Origin of the sequence: Methylobacterium segetis (assembly GCF_004348265.1) — a bacterium.
In the GTDB taxonomy this organism is placed as follows: Bacteria; Pseudomonadota; Alphaproteobacteria; order Rhizobiales; family Beijerinckiaceae; genus Methylobacterium; species Methylobacterium segetis.
Genome location: NZ_SMNT01000100.1, coordinates 1 through 16,315 on the forward strand (window position 1 = coordinate 1; position 16,315 = coordinate 16,315).

The window sequence follows — 16,315 nt, forward strand, 5'->3', positions numbered from 1 at the left end:
TCCGGGCCTGCTCGCGGGCTGCCTGCCGGCGGCCGCCGAGCCGCTCCGCGCCGTCCTCGAACTCTACACGAGCCAGGGCTGCGCCGTCTGCCCACCGGCCGAGCACCTGTTCGGCGACCTCGCCCGCCGCCCCGGCCTCCTCGCCCTGACCTTTCCCGTGACCTACTGGGATTACCTCGGCTGGAAGGACACGCTCGGCCACAGCCTCTTCACCGACCGCCAGCGCGCCTACGCCACGGCCCACGGCGAGGTCCGGATCTATACCCCGGCCCTCGTGATCAATGGCGGCGCCGCGCTCGCCGGGGCGAACCGGGCCGGCATCGAGACGATCATGCAGGAGACCCGGGCGGGGGGCCTCCGGGTGCCGGTCCGCACCGAGGAGCAGGGCGACCGAATCGTCGTCGAGGTCGGCGCCGACCCGAACCCGCCGGGCCGGGCCGACGTCTGGCTCGTCCCCCTCCTGCGCAGCCGCGCCGTGGCGGTCGAGCGCGGCGAGAACCGGGGCCGGGTCGCGACCTACGTGAACGTGGTGCGCGGGCTCTACCGCCTCGGCGCCTGGACCGGCCAGGCCGCCCGCTTCGAGGCCCCCCGCTCGGCGATCCAGGTCGGCGAGGCGGACAGCTACGCCATCCTCGTCCAGGGGGCTCTGGGCGGGCAGCCGGGACGGATCTGGGGCGCGGCGAAGGGGCCGGGGCTGTGAGGGCCTAAGCCCTAGACCCACTCGCCCCGGCGCATCACCGGCACCGCGCGGCCGTCCGGCGCGATGCCATCCACGTCGATCTCGGCCGAGCCGATCATCCAGTCGATGTGGATCAGGGAACGGTTGGCGCCGCGCTCGGCGAGGTCCGCCTCGCTGAAGCTCGCGCCGCCGCCGCGGAAGCACTTGCTGTAGGCTTGGCCGAGCGCGATGTGGCTCGCCGCGTTCTCGTCGTAGAGGGTGTTGTAGAACAGGAGGCCGGAAGCCGAGATCGCGGAACTCGCCGGCACCAGGGCGACCTCGCCGAGGCGGGCGGCGCCCTCGTCGGTGTCGAGCACCCGGGCGAGCACCTCGGCGCCGGTCCGGGCCGTCGACTCGACGATCCGGCCGCCCTCGAAGCGCACGCGGATGCCGTCGATCAGGGTGCCCTGGTAGGAGAGGGGCTTCGTGCTGGCCACATGGCCGTCCACCCGCGCCCGGTGGGGCGTGGTGAAGACCTCCTCGGTCGGGATATTGGCGTTGCACAGGATGCCGCTGCGCGAGGTCGAGGCGCCGCCGCACCATTCGTGGTCGTCGGCGAGGCCCACAATCAGGTCGGTGCCGGGGCCGCGGAAGCGGAGCGCGGCGAAGCGCTGCCCGTTCAGCCACGCCGTGCGGGTGGCGAGATCCGCGTTGTGGGCCGTCCAGGCCGCCACCGGGTCCGGCACGTCGACGCGGGAGGCCGCGAAGATCGCGTCCCACAGGCGGGCGATCGCCGCCTCCTCCGGCAGGTCGGGGAAGACGGTGCGGGCCCAGGCCGGGGTCGCGGCCGAGACGATCGTCCAGTTCGTCGCGAAGTTGGCGATGAGTTCGAGGGCCGGCACGTAGGCCTTGGAGCGGGCCCGGTTGGCGCGCGCCACCTTCTCGGGATCCTGTCCGGCGAGCAGCGAGGGATCGTCGCCGCTGATGGCGAGGCGGGCGGCCCCGTTGCGGAAGGCCTCCGCCATGCCGCCGTAGAGCCAGCCCGCGGCCGTGTCGAAGGCGGCGTCCGGGGCGTGGGCGAAGCGGGCCAGCGTCGCCGCGTCGTCGCCGAGAAGGGTGGTCACGAGGGAGGCGCCGGCCTTGTAGGCCTGGACCGTGATCGCCCGGGCGAGGGGCACCGCGTCGAGGGGCGCCGTCATCACGAGTTCCTGGCCGGGCTGCAGGTTGAGCCCGACACGGACCGCGACCTCGGCCAGCCGGTCGAGCCGCTCCGCGAAGGGCAGGCCCGCCGGGCCGATCTGCGCCTGAACCGTCATCCGCTACCCTCCGCCGCGCTCACGTCGCTGAGCGCCAAGATCGGTGCGCGGGCGCCGGAATCAAGCGGCGCGCGACCAGGTGATCTCGCCCAGATGCTCGCGGAAGGCGAAGCGCAGGAGGTGGTCGGAGACGACGTTCTCCAGGCGCGTCAGCCCGCCCGGGTCGGCGGTGGCGACGCGCATCACCAGGGCGTCGGGCTCCGCGTCGAAGATGCAGACGCGATCCTCGCCGAAGGGGACCCGCCCGTGGGAGGGCGTGCTCTCGACCGGGAACTTGTGGCTCCAGTGCCGGCAGAGCTGCTGCAGGTAACGGCTCGCCTCCGCGGTGGGAACCCGGGCCTGTGAGGTGGGCATCGTCTCAACTCCTCGTCTCGATCGGTCGGGCGAAGCGGCGGAGGCGCGGCGCGGTTCGGGCGGACGGGGCGCCGCGCGGGCGCGGCACCGCACTCCCGAGAATCCCGCCGAAGCCGTTAAGGGTCCGATAACGCAAGGTCCCGCCGCTCCGATCCGCGACCGCCCCGACGCCGGGCTCAAGCCCGGCCATGGCGCAATGCAGAACGCGATCCTGACCCGAATTGTTGCATCGCACAATCCCCCATTCCTCCAAGGCGGGAGCGTGTGGCCCCCTCAGGGGAGGGCGGGAGGCGGGTCGTCCGAGAGCGCCACGACCTTGCCGGGGTTGAGGATGTCGTGGGGGTCGAGGGCGCCCTTGAGCCGGCGCATCAGGTCGAGGCCGACCGGGTCGCCGTAATGCTGCAGTTCGTCGCGCTTGATCAGGCCGACGCCGTGCTCGGCGGCGATCGATCCGTCGAGATCGCGCACCACATCGTGAACGATCCGGTTGAAGCGGGCCCATTCGGCAAGGAAGGCCGCCTTGTCCATGCCCTCGGGCTGGCTGAGGTTGAAGTGGATGTTGCCGTCGCCGAAATGGCCGAAGGGGCAGGGGCGCAGGCCCGGCATCGCGGCGCAGCAGGCGGCCATCGCCCGGTCCAGGAACTCGGGCAGCTTCGAGAGCGGCACCGAGACGTCGTGCTTGATCGAGCCGCCCTCGCGCGTCTGCGCCTCGGGCAGGCTCTCGCGCAGGCGCCAGAGGGCGGCATTCCGTGCCTCGCTCGTCCCGATGGTCGCGTCCTCGGCGAGGCCCTCCTCGAACGCCGCCGCGAGGGCCGCCTCCAGTTCGGCCGCCATGTCGGCTTCGGGCCGCGGGCTCGCGAACTCGACGAGGGCGTAGGTGTCGTGCTGGGCGGCCAGCGGGCGCTGCGCGCCCGGGACGTGGCGCAGCACGATCGCGAGGCCGAAGCGCGGCATCACCTCGAAGGCGGTCAGGTCCGGCCCGGCCGCACGGCGCAGGCGCTCGAACAGGGCGAGCGCCGCGCGCGGCGAGGCAAGGCCGACGAAGCCGACCGCCCGGGAGGCGGGGCGGGGAAACAGCTTGAGCACCGCCGCGGTGATGATGCCGAGGGTGCCCTCGGAGCCCACGAACAGGTGCTTGAGGTCGTAGCCCGCGTTGTTCTTGCGCAGCGCCTTGAGCCCGTTCCAGACCCGCCCGTCCGCCAGCACCACCTCGAGGCCGAGCACGAGGTCGCGGGCGTTGCCGTAGGCGAGCACGGCCGTGCCGCCGGCATTCGTCGCGAGGTTGCCGCCGATCCGGCAGGACCCCTCCGCCGCGAGCGAGAGGGGGAACAGCATCCCGGCCGCCTCGGCGGCCGCCTGCACGTCCGCGAGGATGGCGCCGGCCTCCACGGTCATCGTCGCGTTGACGGGGTCGACGTCGCGGATACGGGACAGGCGCGCCAGGGAGAGCACGACGCCCCCGTGCGGCACGCCGCCCCCGACGAGCCCGGTATTGCCGCCCTGGGCCACGACCGGGACCCGGGCCTCGGCGCAGGCCCGGACCGCGAAGGCGACCTCGGCGGTGTCGGCCGGGCGCAGGACGGCGAGCGCCCGGCCGCGATAGAGCCCGCGCGCTTCCCGCAGGTGCGGCGCGACGTCCTCGTCCTCCGTCAGCACGTGCTGGGTCCCGAGCCGCGCGCGCAGGCGGCCGAGGAGGGCGTCGGCCGGAGGTTCGGCGAGGGCGGGGGCGGGCTCGGTCATGGCGTCGGCGGCGTCCGGGGCGGGCTCGATGCGGACCCGGATCCGGGGCGCGTCAATCTTCTCGCCGCAGCGGGACACTTCGGCGCAGGATGCCTTAGATAGCGGCACGGCCGGCTCTTTGCAGGATGGCATGTGGGGCCGGCCGAAGCTCACGAGGCGATGTCCATGCTCTCCGTCATCCCGAACCCGCCGCGCATCACCCTGCCGATCGTCGGCAGCGAGGACCAGTTCCCGGTGCGGCGCCTCTACTGCGTGGGCCGCAACTACGAGGCCCATGCCCGCGAGATGGGAGCCGACCCCGAGCGCGAGCCGCCCTTCTTCTTCATGAAACCCGCCGACGCGGTGCAGGTGGCGGCCGGCCCGGAGCCGACGGATCACCCCTATCCGCCGCGCACGGGCAAGTATCATTTCGAGGTCGAGATGGTGGCCGCCATCGGGAAGGGCGGTCGCGACATTCCGGTCGAGAGCGCCCTCGACCACGTCTACGGCTACGCGGTCGGCCTCGACATGACCCGGCGCGACCTCCAGGACGAGGCCAAGCGCATGGCCCGCCCCTGGGACCTCGGCAAGGCGGCGGACGCCTCCGCCCCGATGGGGCCCCTGCACCGGGCCGAGATCGTGGGCCACCCGGACCAGGGTCTGATCGGCCTCTCGGTCGACGGCGCGCCGCGCCAGTCCGGCAACCTGTCTGAGATGATCTGGTCGGTCGCCGAGCAGGTCTCGCTGCTCTCCACCTATTTCGAGCTGCAGCCGGGGGACCTGATCTTCACGGGCACGCCGGCGGGCGTCGGCGCGGTCGAGCGCGGGCAGACCATGCGGGCCAGCGTCGAGGGTCTCGGCGAGATCGCCCTCCGGGTGGTCTGACGGCGGCATGCTCCTCGATCGGCCGCTGCTGCGGCGCCTGTTCCACCTCGGTGCGCTCGCCACCCGCGGCATGACCCTCGGCGTCCGCGGCGCGGCGATCGACGCGTCGGGCCGGGTCTGCCTCGTGCGCCACACCTACATCGCGGGCTGGCACCTGCCGGGCGGCGGCGTCGAGCCGGGCGAGACGGCGCTCGACGCGATGCTGCGCGAGTTCCGGGAGGAGGCCGAGATCCGGCCCGATCCGGCGGTGGCCCTGCGCCTGCACGGGCTCTACCGGAACGCGGCGGCCGCGGGGCGCGACCACGTCGCCCTCTTCGTCGCCCCCGCCTTCACGGTGGAGCGGGAGAAGGCGCCCGACCGCGAGATCGCGGCCTGCGGCTTCTTCCCCCTCGACGCGCTGCCCGAGGGCACGACGCGGGCGACCCGCGCGCGGCTCGGCGAGATCCATGACGGCACGCCCCCCGCCGCCCTCTGGTGAGGCGGCCGCGCTTTCCGCCAAGCCGGCGAAACTCAGCGCTTGCAACACCCGGCGGAATGGTGTTTAGAGACGCCGTCCGGCGCCGCCGGGGCCACCGGCTCCGAAGCGCCAGGCAGCGAGCGGGTGTAGCTCAGGGGTAGAGCACAACCTTGCCAAGGTTGGGGTCGAGGGTTCGAATCCCTTCGCCCGCTCCAAATTTCCCAACCGACCGAATGACTTAAAGGCCGCCTTCGGGCGGCCTTAGTCGTTTCCGGTCGGCACGCGGTCCGTGTCCATCGTCGCGTTCGTGCCCGATGCCTCAGGGTCCGGAAGGACGCCAAACCCAGTCGGAGATCCGGATGCCCATCAAGGCGCTCAACGACCGCAAGAAGCTCTCGAACGACTTCAACGAGGCCAACGACGCCTTCATCGACGAGGTGCTCGCCGCACTCCAGGCCGGTGTGATTCCCGTCGATCTCGCGCGGGCCTATCTCGCGCACCCGGTCGCCATGATGCACGCCGGCGGCGCGCAGGCGGTGGCCGACTACTTCGACCGGATCCTGGCTCAGCGGCCGAAGATCGACTGGACGCCCGGCGCGTAGAACGGCGTCCGGATCGAGAGGCCGGGCACGCCGAGGGCGGCGCCCCGTGCCAGGGCCGGAGCCGGACCGGAATTCCGCGGCGGCTCGTCTCCGCGCGCCGACCGGCTGCTCGCCCAGGAAACCTGCCATTTGCGGGCGAATTCCTCGGGCACGTAGTGGCGGCCATCCGGCTCCCGGATCTGCACGGCACAGCGCGCGTCGCTGAGTTCCAGAGCCCGCGCGAGGGCGTCCCCGACGGTCACGAAGACCTCGCGGATCGGGCGGCCATCCGTCTGCGCGACGACGAGAAGGGTCATGAACCGTACATAGGTCGAGTTTGCGTTTTTTTGGAACGCACTTTTCTGCGAGATGCTCCCTAGCGGATTGCCGAATGATCCTGCCGCGGCGCAGCTCTTCGGCTGCGGAGCCGGTCCCGCGACCGCTCCCGCCCGGGCCGCTCGGGCTCCGGGCCCCCGCCGTCACGGGCCTGTCACCCTGCAAAATCCGGCCCTGAGGGGCTGACCGGATGTCCGGGTCCGGCTTCGACGACGCGGGCGGTGCCGCTGGGGAACGGCCGCTCGGTCCTCTTCAGCAGGGCTTGGGACTGGGCCAGCCGTTCCCGCGAGCGCGCCAGACGCTCGGTGGTGTCGCTCCAGGAATGCCGGGCCGCGCGCACGCGCTCGCGCGCGCTGACGAGGGTCCTGTCCGGCTGGGTTCGCATCACGATACGCCTCCGCGTCGTGACGGAATCGGCCTTAACCTGGGTTAGGTTCCGGCGCGGTGCGTGACTTTCGGCGGCGCCGGCGGGGCTGCACCGCGCAGTGACGGGATGCAGCGAGCGATCACGTTTCGCGCCCCTGCGGCGTTGATCGCGATCACCCGCCGCCGGGGCCTCAGGACGCGTCCTGGCGCGAGATCCGGCTCGGCAGCAACTCGCCGCTCCGCTCCAGCATCGGGTAGGCCGCGGCGGCGACGAGGTGGGAGTTGATCAGCTTGATGTCCCGCAGCAGGTCGAGGTGGAGCGCGCTGGTCTGGGCGGCCTCGAGGCGCCCGTCGCGCAGGCGCTCGACATGCTGCGTCGTGGCCTGCGCCTCCGCGTCCCGGAAGGCCACCTTCTCGTCCGCGAGGAGGCGGGCCGTGCGCAGGTCGGTGGTGACGAACAGCGACGCGGCCGTCCGCAGGTTGCCCGACAGGCGCTCGATGAGCGCGATCACCTCGGCCTGATCCTCCTTCGCGAAGCTCAGCCCGCGCTTCAGCTTCTTGCTCGCATGCGGCAGCAGGTTGCGGTCGACGATGTCGCCGGCCTGTTCGAGGTTCATCGCGAAGGCCAGGATCTCGTTGAGGCGCCGGTGGTCGCTCTCGCCGAGCTCGTCGGGGTCGAGGGAGGTGAGATAGGCCTTGATGGCGGTGTTCAGGTGGTCGAGCACGTCGTCGAGGCGGCGCGTCCCGGCGATGAGGCGCCGGTCGCCCGTCTCCAGCGCCGCCCGGGCGCCGTTCAGCATCTCGCCGAGGACGTCGGCGAGGCGCAGGGCCTCGCGGGCGGCGGCCCCGAGGGCGACGATCGGCGTCTCCCGGGCGGCGGGGTCGAGATAGAGCGGCCGCGCGGGATCGGCCGGGTCGACGCGCTGCGGCAGCCAGCGCCGGAGCAGGGCGGCATAGGGCGTCAGCAGGGGCAGGAAGGCCGCCGCCAGCGTCAGGTTGAACAGGGTGTGGAAGTCGGCCACCGCGCGGGCGGGGTCGGGCTCGAGCCGCGTCAGGAGCGGGCCGACGAGGGGGAGCGCCGCGAGCGCCGCGAGGACGCCCGTCACCCGGGTCAGGAAATTGCCGATGGGCAGGCGCCTGGCGGCCGGATCGTCGCCCGAGGGCCCTTCAAGCACCGGGTTGATCGCGGTGCCGAGATTCGCGCCGAGCACCAGGGCGAAGGCCGCGTCCGGCGCGATGACGCCCTTCGACGCCAGGGACATCACGAGGAGCACGACCGCGACGCTGGAATGGGCCGCCCAGGTGAGGGCCGCGGCGAGGCAGACGTCGAGCAGGGGCGTCGCGGAGACGGTCCTGAGGAGGAGGCGCAGGGCCGGCGCATCCTCGTAGGCCTCCATCAGGGCGAGGAGCTGGTGGAGGGCGAGCAGCATCAGCCCGAGGCCGATGAAGACCCGCCCCAGGTCGTGCGCCCGCGTGCTGGAATCGCGCCGGAACAGCATCACGCCGAGCAGGATGAGGGCGGGCGAGAGGGCGGCCACGTCGAAGGAGAGGGCCTGGACGATGATGGTCGTGCCGACATTCGCCCCGAGCATCACCGCGAGCGCCGGCACCAGCTCGACCAGGCCGCCGGCCGCGAAGCCGGCGATCATCAGCCCGGTCGCGGTGCTGCTCTGGAGCAGCGCCGTGACGCCGATCCCGGCGAGGAAGGCCGAGGCGCGGTTGCGCAGGGCGCTGCCGAGGATGGCGCGCAGATTCGCGCCGAAGGCGCGCTGGATGCCCGTCTGCACCATGTGCGTGCCCCACAGGAGCAGCGCGATGGCGCCCGCGAGGTCGATCAGCGTGAACGAGACGCCCATGCGTCAGCGCCCTCCCTTCAGCGGGGCGCGCGGCGCCCGGCAGCCGAGACGTCCGGTCCCGCCCGCGTCGCGCCGCGCCGAGGGAGACCGGGCCGGCTGATTAGCCAGCTAACACAGCTTGCACCGAACCGTGCGGCCCCGGCAACCGGGAGCCTCCCGGTCAGGCCGGCAGGGTGAGGCGCACCTCGAGGCCGCCGAGGTCGGAGGGGCCGAGCGCGAGGGAGCCGCCGTAGAGCTCGGCGAGTTCCAGGGCGATGGGCAGCCCGAAGCCGTTTCCGGGCTGGCTCTCGTCGAGGCGCCGCCCCCGCTTCAGCACGGCCTCCGCGGCCTCGCCGTCGAGGCCCGGCCCGTCATCGGCGACCCGCACGACGACCTCGGCGCCGGCGCGCCGCGCCTCGACCCGGACGCGGCGGCGGCACCATTGGCAGGCATTCTCGATCAGGTTCCCCAGCATCTCGTCGAGATCCTGAGGGTCGCAGGCGACGCCGAGGCCGTCGGGAATCTCCGAGGCGAAGGCGATGTCCCGGTCGGCATGGATGCGGGTGAGGACGAGGCGCAGATCGGCCACGTGCGCGGCGAGGTCGACCCGGCTCCGGGCCGGCCCCCCGATCGCCGCCGCCCGGGCCCGGCGCAGGTGATGGCGGACCCGCCGGTCCATGCCGTCGACGAGGCGCGCGAGGGAGCCGTCCCGGCCGGAGCCCGGATCGTTCAGCGCCATCGACAGGGTCGCGAGCGGCGTCTTCAGGCTGTGGGCGAGGTTGGCGACGTGGGCGCGCGCGTGCTCCAGGTTGGCCGCGTTCTGGTCGAGGAGCGCGTTCATCTCGCAGACCAGGGGGCGGATCTCCGCCGGCTGCCGCTCCGGCAGCCGGGCGAGGGCGCCGGCGCGGATCTCGGTGAGCTGATCGCGCAGCCGGCGCAGGGGGCGCAGCCCGAGGCGGACCTGGACGAGAACGCCGGCGAACAGGAACAGGCCGATCACGCCGAGGCAGAGGGCCAGCGTGCGCAGAGCGTCGAGAACCGGCCCGCGCAGGGCGGCCTTCGGGGCGGAGGCGGCGACGATCGTGGGCGGCTGGCCCGCCGCGCCCGGCACCGTCAGGATGCGCAGGATCAGGCCCTCGCCCCAGGGGCCGGTGCCGTCCGCCGGGGCGGGGCCGTCGTCGTCCCGGTGCCTGCGCGGGATCTCGGGCACGGACAGGTCGCGCCCCTCCAGGGAGGCGGAGCCGAGCCGGGCGCCGCCGCGGCCGACCTGCCAGTACCAGCCCGAACGGGGCCGGTCGAAGGGCGGGCCGTCGCGGTCGCGCCCGAGGGAGAGGGCGCCGCCGGGGCCGGGGCGCAGGTCCGAGACCAGGGAGAGGAGGCGGTCGTCGAGGCGGCCGTCGACCTGCCCGCGCACGAAGCGGTGGAGGACGAAGCCGATCGAGAGGCCGGCCGCGATCAGGGCGACGCCGAGGAACGCCCCGGCCGCCAGCAGGAGGCGCCGCTGCAGCGAGCCCGGGCCGCCGAGCCACCGCCGCGGCGCGGGCGGGCGAGGGGGGTGAGGGGGGGGAGGGGGCAGGGTCACGGGGCGCCGGCCGGCATCAGCCGGTAGCCGAGCCCGCGCACGGTCTCGATGGCGGCGGGCGCGATCTTGCGGCGCAGGCGCGTGATGATGACCTCGACCGAGTTGGAATCCACCTCGGCATCCCCGTCATAGACCCGCTCGATGAGCTGGGCGCGCGGCACCACGGCCTCCTTGCGCAGGATGAGGGCGCACAGCACCCGCCATTCGAGCCCGGTCAGCCGCAGGGGCAGCCCGTGATGCTCGAAGGTGCCCAGGCCCGCGTCGAAGGCGAGGGGGCCGCAGATCACGCGGGGCGCGCCCCCGGCCTGGGCGCGGCGCACCAGGGCGCGCAGCCGCATCACGAGCTCCTCCACCCGGACCGGCTTCACGAGGTAGTCGTCGGCGCCGGCCTTGAAGCCGGAGACCTTGTCGCTCCAGCCGTCGCGGGCCGTCAGGACGAGGACCGGCATCGTGCGGCCCGCCTCGCGCCAGCCCCTGAGCACCGAGACGCCGTCGCGCCCGGGCAGACCGAGATCGAGCACGACCGCGTCGTAGGCCTCCGTCTCGCCGAGATGGCCGGCATCGACGCCGTTGCGGGCGAGATCGAGCGCGAAGCCCTCCGCGCGCAGCGCCCGGGCCAGTTCGGCGGCGAGGGCCGCGTCATCCTCCACCAGCAGGATCTTCATCGCGGGATCCTCGATCGCAGGATCCTCATGCGAGGACCGTCCGTGACAGGGGCGCGCCTAGCCGGCGCCGTTTAACCGAACCTGAACGAAGCGGTTCAGCGTGAGTTTCGGCCCCCGTCCTAGAAACCCGGCATCCCGACAGGGGCAACGCGCTTCAGGACAGGACATCATGAGCGACGAGACGATCATCGACGGCACGGCCCGGCCGGTCCCGAGCCCCGCGCCGAGCCCCGCGCCGAGCGCGGCGCAGAGCCCGGAGCAGAGCCCGAAGCAGAGCCCGGACCTGCGGCGCCGGCACCGCCGCGGCCTCGTGGTCGGCGCCATCGCCGCGCCGCTCGCCCTCGGCGCCGTGGGCCTCTCCCTGGCCCAGCCCGGGCCGGCGGTCCCGCCCACCCCGGTCGCGCCGGGCGCCATCTCGGCCCTCGCCCCCTCGGGGGCCATCGCGGTCCGGGGCGAGGTCGCCGAGATCTTCGGCAACAAGTTCGTCCTCCAGGACGGCACCGGCCGGGCGCTCGTCGAGACCGGGCGCGCGGGCGAGGACGGCACGCTGGTCGCCAAGGGCGAGACCGTCACCGTCCAGGGCCGGTTCGAGAAGGGCTTCCTGCACGCCGCGCTCATCACCCGCGCGGACGGCACGCCCGTCCTCCTCGGCCGGGCCGGCGGCCCGCCGCCCGGCAGCCTCGACTGGGTCCGCGACAAGGCCGGGCTCGGCCCGCGGCCGGACGTTCCGGCGCTGACGGCCAGCGTCGAGAAGGCCGGCTACGGGGACGTGCGGATCACGGGCCGCGGCCCGCGTCACTGGGAGGTCGCGGCCAAGGGGCCGGACGGGCGGGAGCGGCTGCTCCATGTCGGCTTCGACGGGCGCATCCGGGAGCGGCCGCTGCTCTGAGGCTCACGCATAAAACTACAGGTTGATGACTTGCGAAAATCGCAACTGGCGAGAGCTTATTCAGTCCCTTTCGCATCATCACTGGTTCGTGATGGATTATCCAGGAACCTCAACCAGTAGTGAAACTTGAGCGGCGGCGGCCCGCGGGGACGCCGCCGCGTCTTCCGACGGGGACGATTCGTCACGGAGCACGGCCCGATGCACGCTGAGACCATCCGCCCGGGGAATACGGGCCGCGCGCCGGCCGCGCGGGCGCGCGGCGCCTGAGATGGCGGCGCCCGGAGAGAGCGCCGCGCGGGGAGGCGGGGGCGAGCCCTTCGTCGTCCTGCATGTCGGCGACCTGCACCTGACGGGCCGGGGCGAGGCCAATGCGCGCGACCTCGCCGCGATCCTCGACCAGATCGCCGGGCTCGCGCCGCGGGCGGCCTTCGACTTCGTCTACCTGCCCGGCGACATCGCCGAGGACGGGACGGCGCGCCAATACGCGATCCTGCGCGCGGCGCTCGCCCGCCACCCGGATCTCCCCATCCGCCTGATCCCCGGCGACCACGACCGCCAGCACGGCTCGATCGACGCCTTCCACGACCTGTTCCGCGCGGTCGCGGGAAGCCCGCGCGGCGGGGGCCACGCGGCCGTCCTCAACCGCCTGCCGCAGCCCGAGGCCGAGCGGGAGGTCGCGCAATTCTACTCCGCCGAGACGATCTCGGGCGTGCGCTGCCTGTTCGTGGACGTCGTCAGCGCCGGCTTCGGCCGCAAGGGCATCGGCCTCGACTTCCGCCTCGGCCGGCCGCAGGCGCTCTGGCTCTCGGAGGAGATCACCGCCGCGGCGGCGGCCGGCAGGCCCTGCGCGATCTTCATGCACGCCTATCCGGACGACCTGCGCGAGCCGGACGAGCGGCTCGACGTGGCCGGCCTGATCTGGAACGGGCGCGTGCGCCTCGTGGAGATGGGCCACACCCACTACAACGAGCTGGCCCATGACGGGCGCAGCCTCTACGCGGCGGCCCGCTCCGTCGGCCAGAACGAGGACGGCTCGGTCGGCTACGCGGTCGCGGTCATCGACGGCCCCGTGACGAGCTGGCGCTTCCGGGCGCTCGACCGGGCGCCGCCCTTCGTCCTCATCACCAGCCCCGCCGACCGGCGCCTCGCGGCGCGGCCGGCGAGCGAGGAGACGGCCGGCCTCGTCCGCGACGCGCGCGGGCGGATCCGCGTGCGCGCCCTCGTCCTCTCCGACCGGGAGCCCGCCTCCTGCCATTGCCGCGCCGACCGGGGCGCCTGGACCCCGATGGCCCGCGTCTCGGCGCGCTGCTTCGAAGGCTGGATCGCGTGGCCGGCCGGCGCGCGCAACCTCCAGGTCGAGGCGGTGGATCCCCGCTGGCCCGGGCACGGGCCGGACTTCGTCGACACCGACGCGATCGAGCCGCCGCCCCTCCCGGCAGGGACCCGGGACACGGCGCCCCCGGAGGAGCCGGCCCTGCCGCTCAGGCCGGGAAGCGACGCCTTCCGGATCGGTCCCTGGCTCGCCAAGGGCGTGCGCGGCGACCAGCTCGGCCCCAACCGGGCCGGCCGCAAATGGTGAGGGGCGCCTGCCCGAACCCCGCCGCCGGTGCTAACCGGCCGTCCCCACCCTGACGACGAGAGACGACGATCGTGGCTGCCGCCCTGGGGCTTCCCCTCAACCTCGCGACCTGGACCATCGCCGCCCTGGCGACGCTCGGCGTGATCCTGCGACCCTTCTCCTGGCCGGAGGCGATCTGGGCGGTGACGGGGGCGCTCCTCCTCGTCGTGCTCGGCCTGATGCCCTGGCAGGTGGCGCTGGAAGGCGTCGCCAAGGGCACGGACGTCTACCTGTTCCTCGTGGGCATGATGCTGCTCTCGGAGATCGCCCGGAAGGAGGGCCTGTTCGACTGGCTCGCCGCCCACGCGGTGCGGGCCGCGAAGGGCTCGGCGACGCGGCTGTTCCTGCTCGTCTACGTCGTCGGCACGGTGGTGACGGTCTTCCTGTCGAACGACGCCTGCGCCGTCGTGCTGACGCCGGCCGTCTTCGCCGCGACCAAGGCGGCCGGCGTCGAGGAGCCGCTGCCCTACCTGTTCATCTGCGCCTTCATCGCCAACGCGGCGAGCTTCGTGCTGCCGATCTCGAACCCGGCCAACCTCGTGGTCTTCGCCGAGCACATGCCGCCGCTGGGCCAGTGGCTCGCGACCTTCACGCTGCCCTCGATCCTGGCGATCACGGCGACCTACGTCGCGCTCCGCCTGACGCAGAACGCCCGGCTGCGCGGGCAGAGGGTCGCGACCGAGGTCGAGACGCCGGCCCTCCGGCTCGGCGGCCGGCTCGCGGGCGCGGGCATCGTCGCCACCGGCGCGGCGCTGATCGGCGCCTCGGCGGCCGGGATCGACCTCGGCCTGCCGACCTTCGTCGCGGGCCTCGCCACCACGCTCCTCGTCCTGCTGATCAACCGCGGCGGCCTCGTCGCGGTCGTGAGGGACGTGTCCTGGAGCGTGCTGCCGCTGGTGGCCGGGCTCTTCGTCCTCGTCGAGGCCCTGGAGAAGACGGGCATCCTGCGGATGCTCGCCGACCTCCTGAAGCGCGCCGCGCAGGGCGACCCCGCCGCCACCGCCTGGGCCGGCGGCGCCCTCGTCGCCCTCGGCTCGAACCTCGTGAACAACCTGCCGGCCGGCCTGCTCGCGGGCGCCTCCGTCCAGGCCGCCGGGGTCCCCCAGACGGTGGCGGGCGCGATCCTGATCGGGGTCGATCTCGGGCCGAACCTGTCGGTGACGGGCTCGCTGGCGACGATCCTCTGGCTCACCGCGATCCGGCGCGAGGGCGAGGACGTGTCGGCCTGGGCCTTCCTGAAGCTCGGGCTCGTCGTGATGCCGCCGGCCCTCGCCCTGGCGCTCGCGGCCCTGATCCTCGCCTGATCCCCGCCTGATCCCTGCCCGGCCCGGAGGCGCGCCCGCCGTGAACGCAGCCCTGCTCTACCCCTTCATCCTCGTGGCGGGCGCCCTCCAGGCGCTCGGCAATTCCATGAACGCCCAGTTGCGCGGGCGCCTCGTCAACCCGTTCCTGGCCGCCACGGTCTCGTTCCTGCCGATCGTCTTCGTCTTCGCGACGCTGTTCCTCCTGATGCCGGTGCCGCTGCCCGGCCTCGACACCCTCGGCCGGATGCCCTGGTACGCGCCGCTCGGCGGCGCGGCCGGCGCGGTGGCGGTGTTCGGCGGCCTCGCCCTCGTCGACAAGGTCGGGGCCGGGCCGTTCAACGGGCTGACGCTGACGGCCAACATCCTGACCTCGCTCGCGATGGACGCCCTCGGCCTGTTCGGGCTGCCGGCCGCCGGCTTCAAGCCGATGCCCTGGCTCGGCGGGCTGCTGATGGCCGTCGGCGTGTCCTTCATCGCCCGCGTCGCGCCGGAGACGGGCCAGGAGAGGGGCCGAGAGCAGGGCCAGGAGCGGGGCGACGGCCACGGCCTCGACCCGAAGCTCCTCTATCCCTTCATCGTCGTCGCGGGCGCCCTCCAGGCCATCGGCGTCGTCTGGAACGCGCAGCTGCGCGGCGCCCTCGTCAACCCCTGGCTCGCGGCGACCGTGTCCTTCCTGCCCGTCGTCTTCGCCTTCGCCTTCGTGTTCCTGATCCGCCCGGCGCCGCTGCCGACGCGGGAGGACGTGTCCGGGATGCGCTGGTGGATGCCGCTCGCCGGCCTGACCGGCGCCGTGGCGGTGTTCGCCGGCCTCCTGTTCGTGGACACGGTCGGCGCGGGCGCCTTCAACGGCCTCCTGATCACCGCCAACCTCCTGACCTCGGTGGCGCTCGACCATTTCGGCTGGCTCGGCATGCGGCAGGTGCGGGCGGGCCCCCGGCGCCTCGGCGGGGCCGCCCTCATGGTGGCGGGCATCGTCCTCATCTCCCTGGTCTGAGGGCCGGGGCGATGCGGACCGGGCTCGCCTGGCTCCTGCGCAAGGAGACGCTCCTCCTCGCGGCGGCCATCGCCCTGGCGGCGGGCGCGGGCGCGGCCTGGTACCTGCTTCAGGCGACGGTGCTGACGATCGCGGTCGCCCCGCGCGACGGGACCGAGCCGGAGCTGATCAAGGCCTATGCCGACGCCCTCGAGGCCGGGGGCGAGGGCGTCCGCCTGAGGATCCTGCCCTTCGACGACGTGCGCGAGAGCGCCGCCGCGCTGCAGGACGGCCGCGCCGACCTCGCCGTGGTCCGGCCCGACGTGCTGCTGCCGACGAACGGGCTGACCCTCGCCATCCTGCGCGACCAGGCGATGGTCATCGCCTCGCCGGACCAAGCCCCCGTCAAGGGCTTCCCGAAGCTCGCCGGCAAGCGGCTCGGCATCGCCGCGCACCGGGACGCCGACCTCTCGCTGCTGCGCAACATCCTCGGCTATTACGGCCTCGCCCTGGAGATGGCGGAGGCGGGGGGCGCCGCCTCGCGCGAGCGGGCCGTCCACCTCGTCCCCGTGAACCAGGAGGCGGTCGCCGCCGCCTTCCGGGAGCGGCGCATCGACGCCTTCGTCAGCATCATCGCGCCCTCCGCCCCCAAGGCCCTCGCTCTCGTCGGGGCCGTGCGCTCGGTCGCCCGCAACGGCCGGGTCGAGTTCGTCGCGGTCGAGGATGACGGGGCCGTGATCGAGCGCTTCCCCCGGCTCCAGTCGGTGACCGTGCCGG

Annotated in this window: 17 protein-coding genes and 1 tRNA gene; 10 read left to right on the top strand and 8 right to left on the bottom strand. The window is 73.8% G+C overall.

The window, feature by feature from the left end:
- A partial coding sequence (locus E1J50_RS21010; protein ID WP_342635920.1) for a DUF1223 domain-containing protein occupies window positions 1-700 on the top strand: 700 nt, incomplete at its 5' end.
- Between the two features lie 11 nt (window positions 701-711).
- On the opposite strand, the gene E1J50_RS21015 is transcribed toward E1J50_RS21010, so the two are convergent.
- The 3 genes from E1J50_RS21015 to E1J50_RS21025 form a co-directional block, all read right to left on the bottom strand.
- Window positions 712-1,974, bottom strand: a complete 1,263-nt coding sequence (locus E1J50_RS21015) for an aminopeptidase (RefSeq protein ID WP_132255743.1) — start codon at window positions 1,972-1,974, stop codon at window positions 712-714.
- 60 nt (window positions 1,975-2,034) lie between these two features.
- Window positions 2,035-2,328, bottom strand: a complete 294-nt coding sequence (locus E1J50_RS21020) for a DUF2218 domain-containing protein (RefSeq protein WP_132255744.1) — start codon at window positions 2,326-2,328, stop codon at window positions 2,035-2,037.
- Between the two features lie 273 nt (window positions 2,329-2,601).
- A complete protein-coding gene (locus E1J50_RS21025) occupies window positions 2,602-4,068 on the bottom strand; it encodes an FAD-binding oxidoreductase (protein ID WP_132255756.1) in 1,467 nt (488 codons plus the stop codon).
- 165 nt (window positions 4,069-4,233) lie between these two features.
- Between E1J50_RS21025 and E1J50_RS21030 the strand changes: the two genes are divergently transcribed.
- The 4 genes from E1J50_RS21030 (at window position 4,234) to E1J50_RS21045 (ending at window position 5,991) form a co-directional block, all read left to right on the top strand.
- Complete coding sequence (locus E1J50_RS21030; protein WP_132255745.1) at window positions 4,234-4,932, top strand: fumarylacetoacetate hydrolase family protein; 699 nt, start codon at window positions 4,234-4,236, stop codon at window positions 4,930-4,932.
- Between the two features lie 7 nt (window positions 4,933-4,939).
- Window positions 4,940-5,410 (top strand): NUDIX domain-containing protein, encoded by a 471-nt coding sequence (locus tag E1J50_RS21035; RefSeq protein ID WP_132255746.1) that lies wholly within the window; start codon window positions 4,940-4,942, stop codon window positions 5,408-5,410.
- Between the two features lie 119 nt (window positions 5,411-5,529).
- Window positions 5,530-5,604: transfer RNA gene (locus E1J50_RS21040), tRNA-Gly, on the top strand.
- 144 nt (window positions 5,605-5,748) lie between these two features.
- The gene (locus tag E1J50_RS21045) at window positions 5,749-5,991 is read left to right on the top strand and encodes a hypothetical protein (RefSeq protein ID WP_132255747.1); all 243 of its coding nucleotides are present in this window, start codon (window positions 5,749-5,751) and stop codon (window positions 5,989-5,991) included.
- Here E1J50_RS21045 and E1J50_RS21050 read toward each other — a convergent pair.
- The 5 genes from E1J50_RS21050 to E1J50_RS21070 form a co-directional block, all read right to left on the bottom strand.
- On the bottom strand, window positions 5,955-6,287 hold the full coding sequence (locus E1J50_RS21050; protein WP_132255748.1) for a hypothetical protein: 333 nt from the start codon (window positions 6,285-6,287) through the stop codon (window positions 5,955-5,957). The genes E1J50_RS21045 and E1J50_RS21050 overlap by 37 nt on opposite strands.
- A gap of 173 nt (window positions 6,288-6,460) precedes the next feature.
- Window positions 6,461-6,694, bottom strand: a complete 234-nt coding sequence (locus E1J50_RS21055) for a hypothetical protein (protein ID WP_132255749.1) — start codon at window positions 6,692-6,694, stop codon at window positions 6,461-6,463.
- A gap of 169 nt (window positions 6,695-6,863) precedes the next feature.
- On the bottom strand, window positions 6,864-8,528 hold the full coding sequence (locus tag E1J50_RS21060; protein WP_132255750.1) for a Na/Pi cotransporter family protein: 1,665 nt from the start codon (window positions 8,526-8,528) through the stop codon (window positions 6,864-6,866).
- 160 nt (window positions 8,529-8,688) lie between these two features.
- Window positions 8,689-10,089 (bottom strand): sensor histidine kinase, encoded by a 1,401-nt coding sequence (locus E1J50_RS21065; RefSeq protein ID WP_245516684.1) that lies wholly within the window; start codon window positions 10,087-10,089, stop codon window positions 8,689-8,691.
- The gene (locus E1J50_RS21070; RefSeq protein WP_132255751.1) at window positions 10,086-10,754 is read right to left on the bottom strand and encodes a response regulator; all 669 of its coding nucleotides are present in this window, start codon (window positions 10,752-10,754) and stop codon (window positions 10,086-10,088) included. The genes E1J50_RS21065 and E1J50_RS21070 overlap by 4 nt, the downstream gene beginning before the upstream one ends.
- A 169-nt stretch (window positions 10,755-10,923) precedes the next feature.
- On the opposite strand from E1J50_RS21070, the gene E1J50_RS21075 reads away from it, so the two are divergent.
- The 5 genes from E1J50_RS21075 to E1J50_RS21095 all read left to right on the top strand — a co-directional run.
- Complete coding sequence (locus tag E1J50_RS21075; protein ID WP_132255752.1) at window positions 10,924-11,643, top strand: DNA-binding protein; 720 nt, start codon at window positions 10,924-10,926, stop codon at window positions 11,641-11,643.
- Window positions 11,644-11,911: 268 nt separating this feature from the next.
- Window positions 11,912-13,222 (top strand): metallophosphoesterase family protein, encoded by a 1,311-nt coding sequence (locus E1J50_RS21080; protein ID WP_132255753.1) that lies wholly within the window; start codon window positions 11,912-11,914, stop codon window positions 13,220-13,222.
- 71 nt (window positions 13,223-13,293) lie between these two features.
- Window positions 13,294-14,565, top strand: a complete 1,272-nt coding sequence (locus E1J50_RS21085) for an arsenic transporter (protein ID WP_165937936.1) — start codon at window positions 13,294-13,296, stop codon at window positions 14,563-14,565.
- A gap of 40 nt (window positions 14,566-14,605) precedes the next feature.
- A complete protein-coding gene (locus E1J50_RS21090; protein ID WP_132255754.1) occupies window positions 14,606-15,559 on the top strand; it encodes a DMT family transporter in 954 nt (317 codons plus the stop codon).
- Between the two features lie 11 nt (window positions 15,560-15,570).
- The coding region (locus tag E1J50_RS21095; protein ID WP_483466580.1) for a type 2 periplasmic-binding domain-containing protein at window positions 15,571-16,315 on the top strand (745 nt) is incomplete at its 3' end.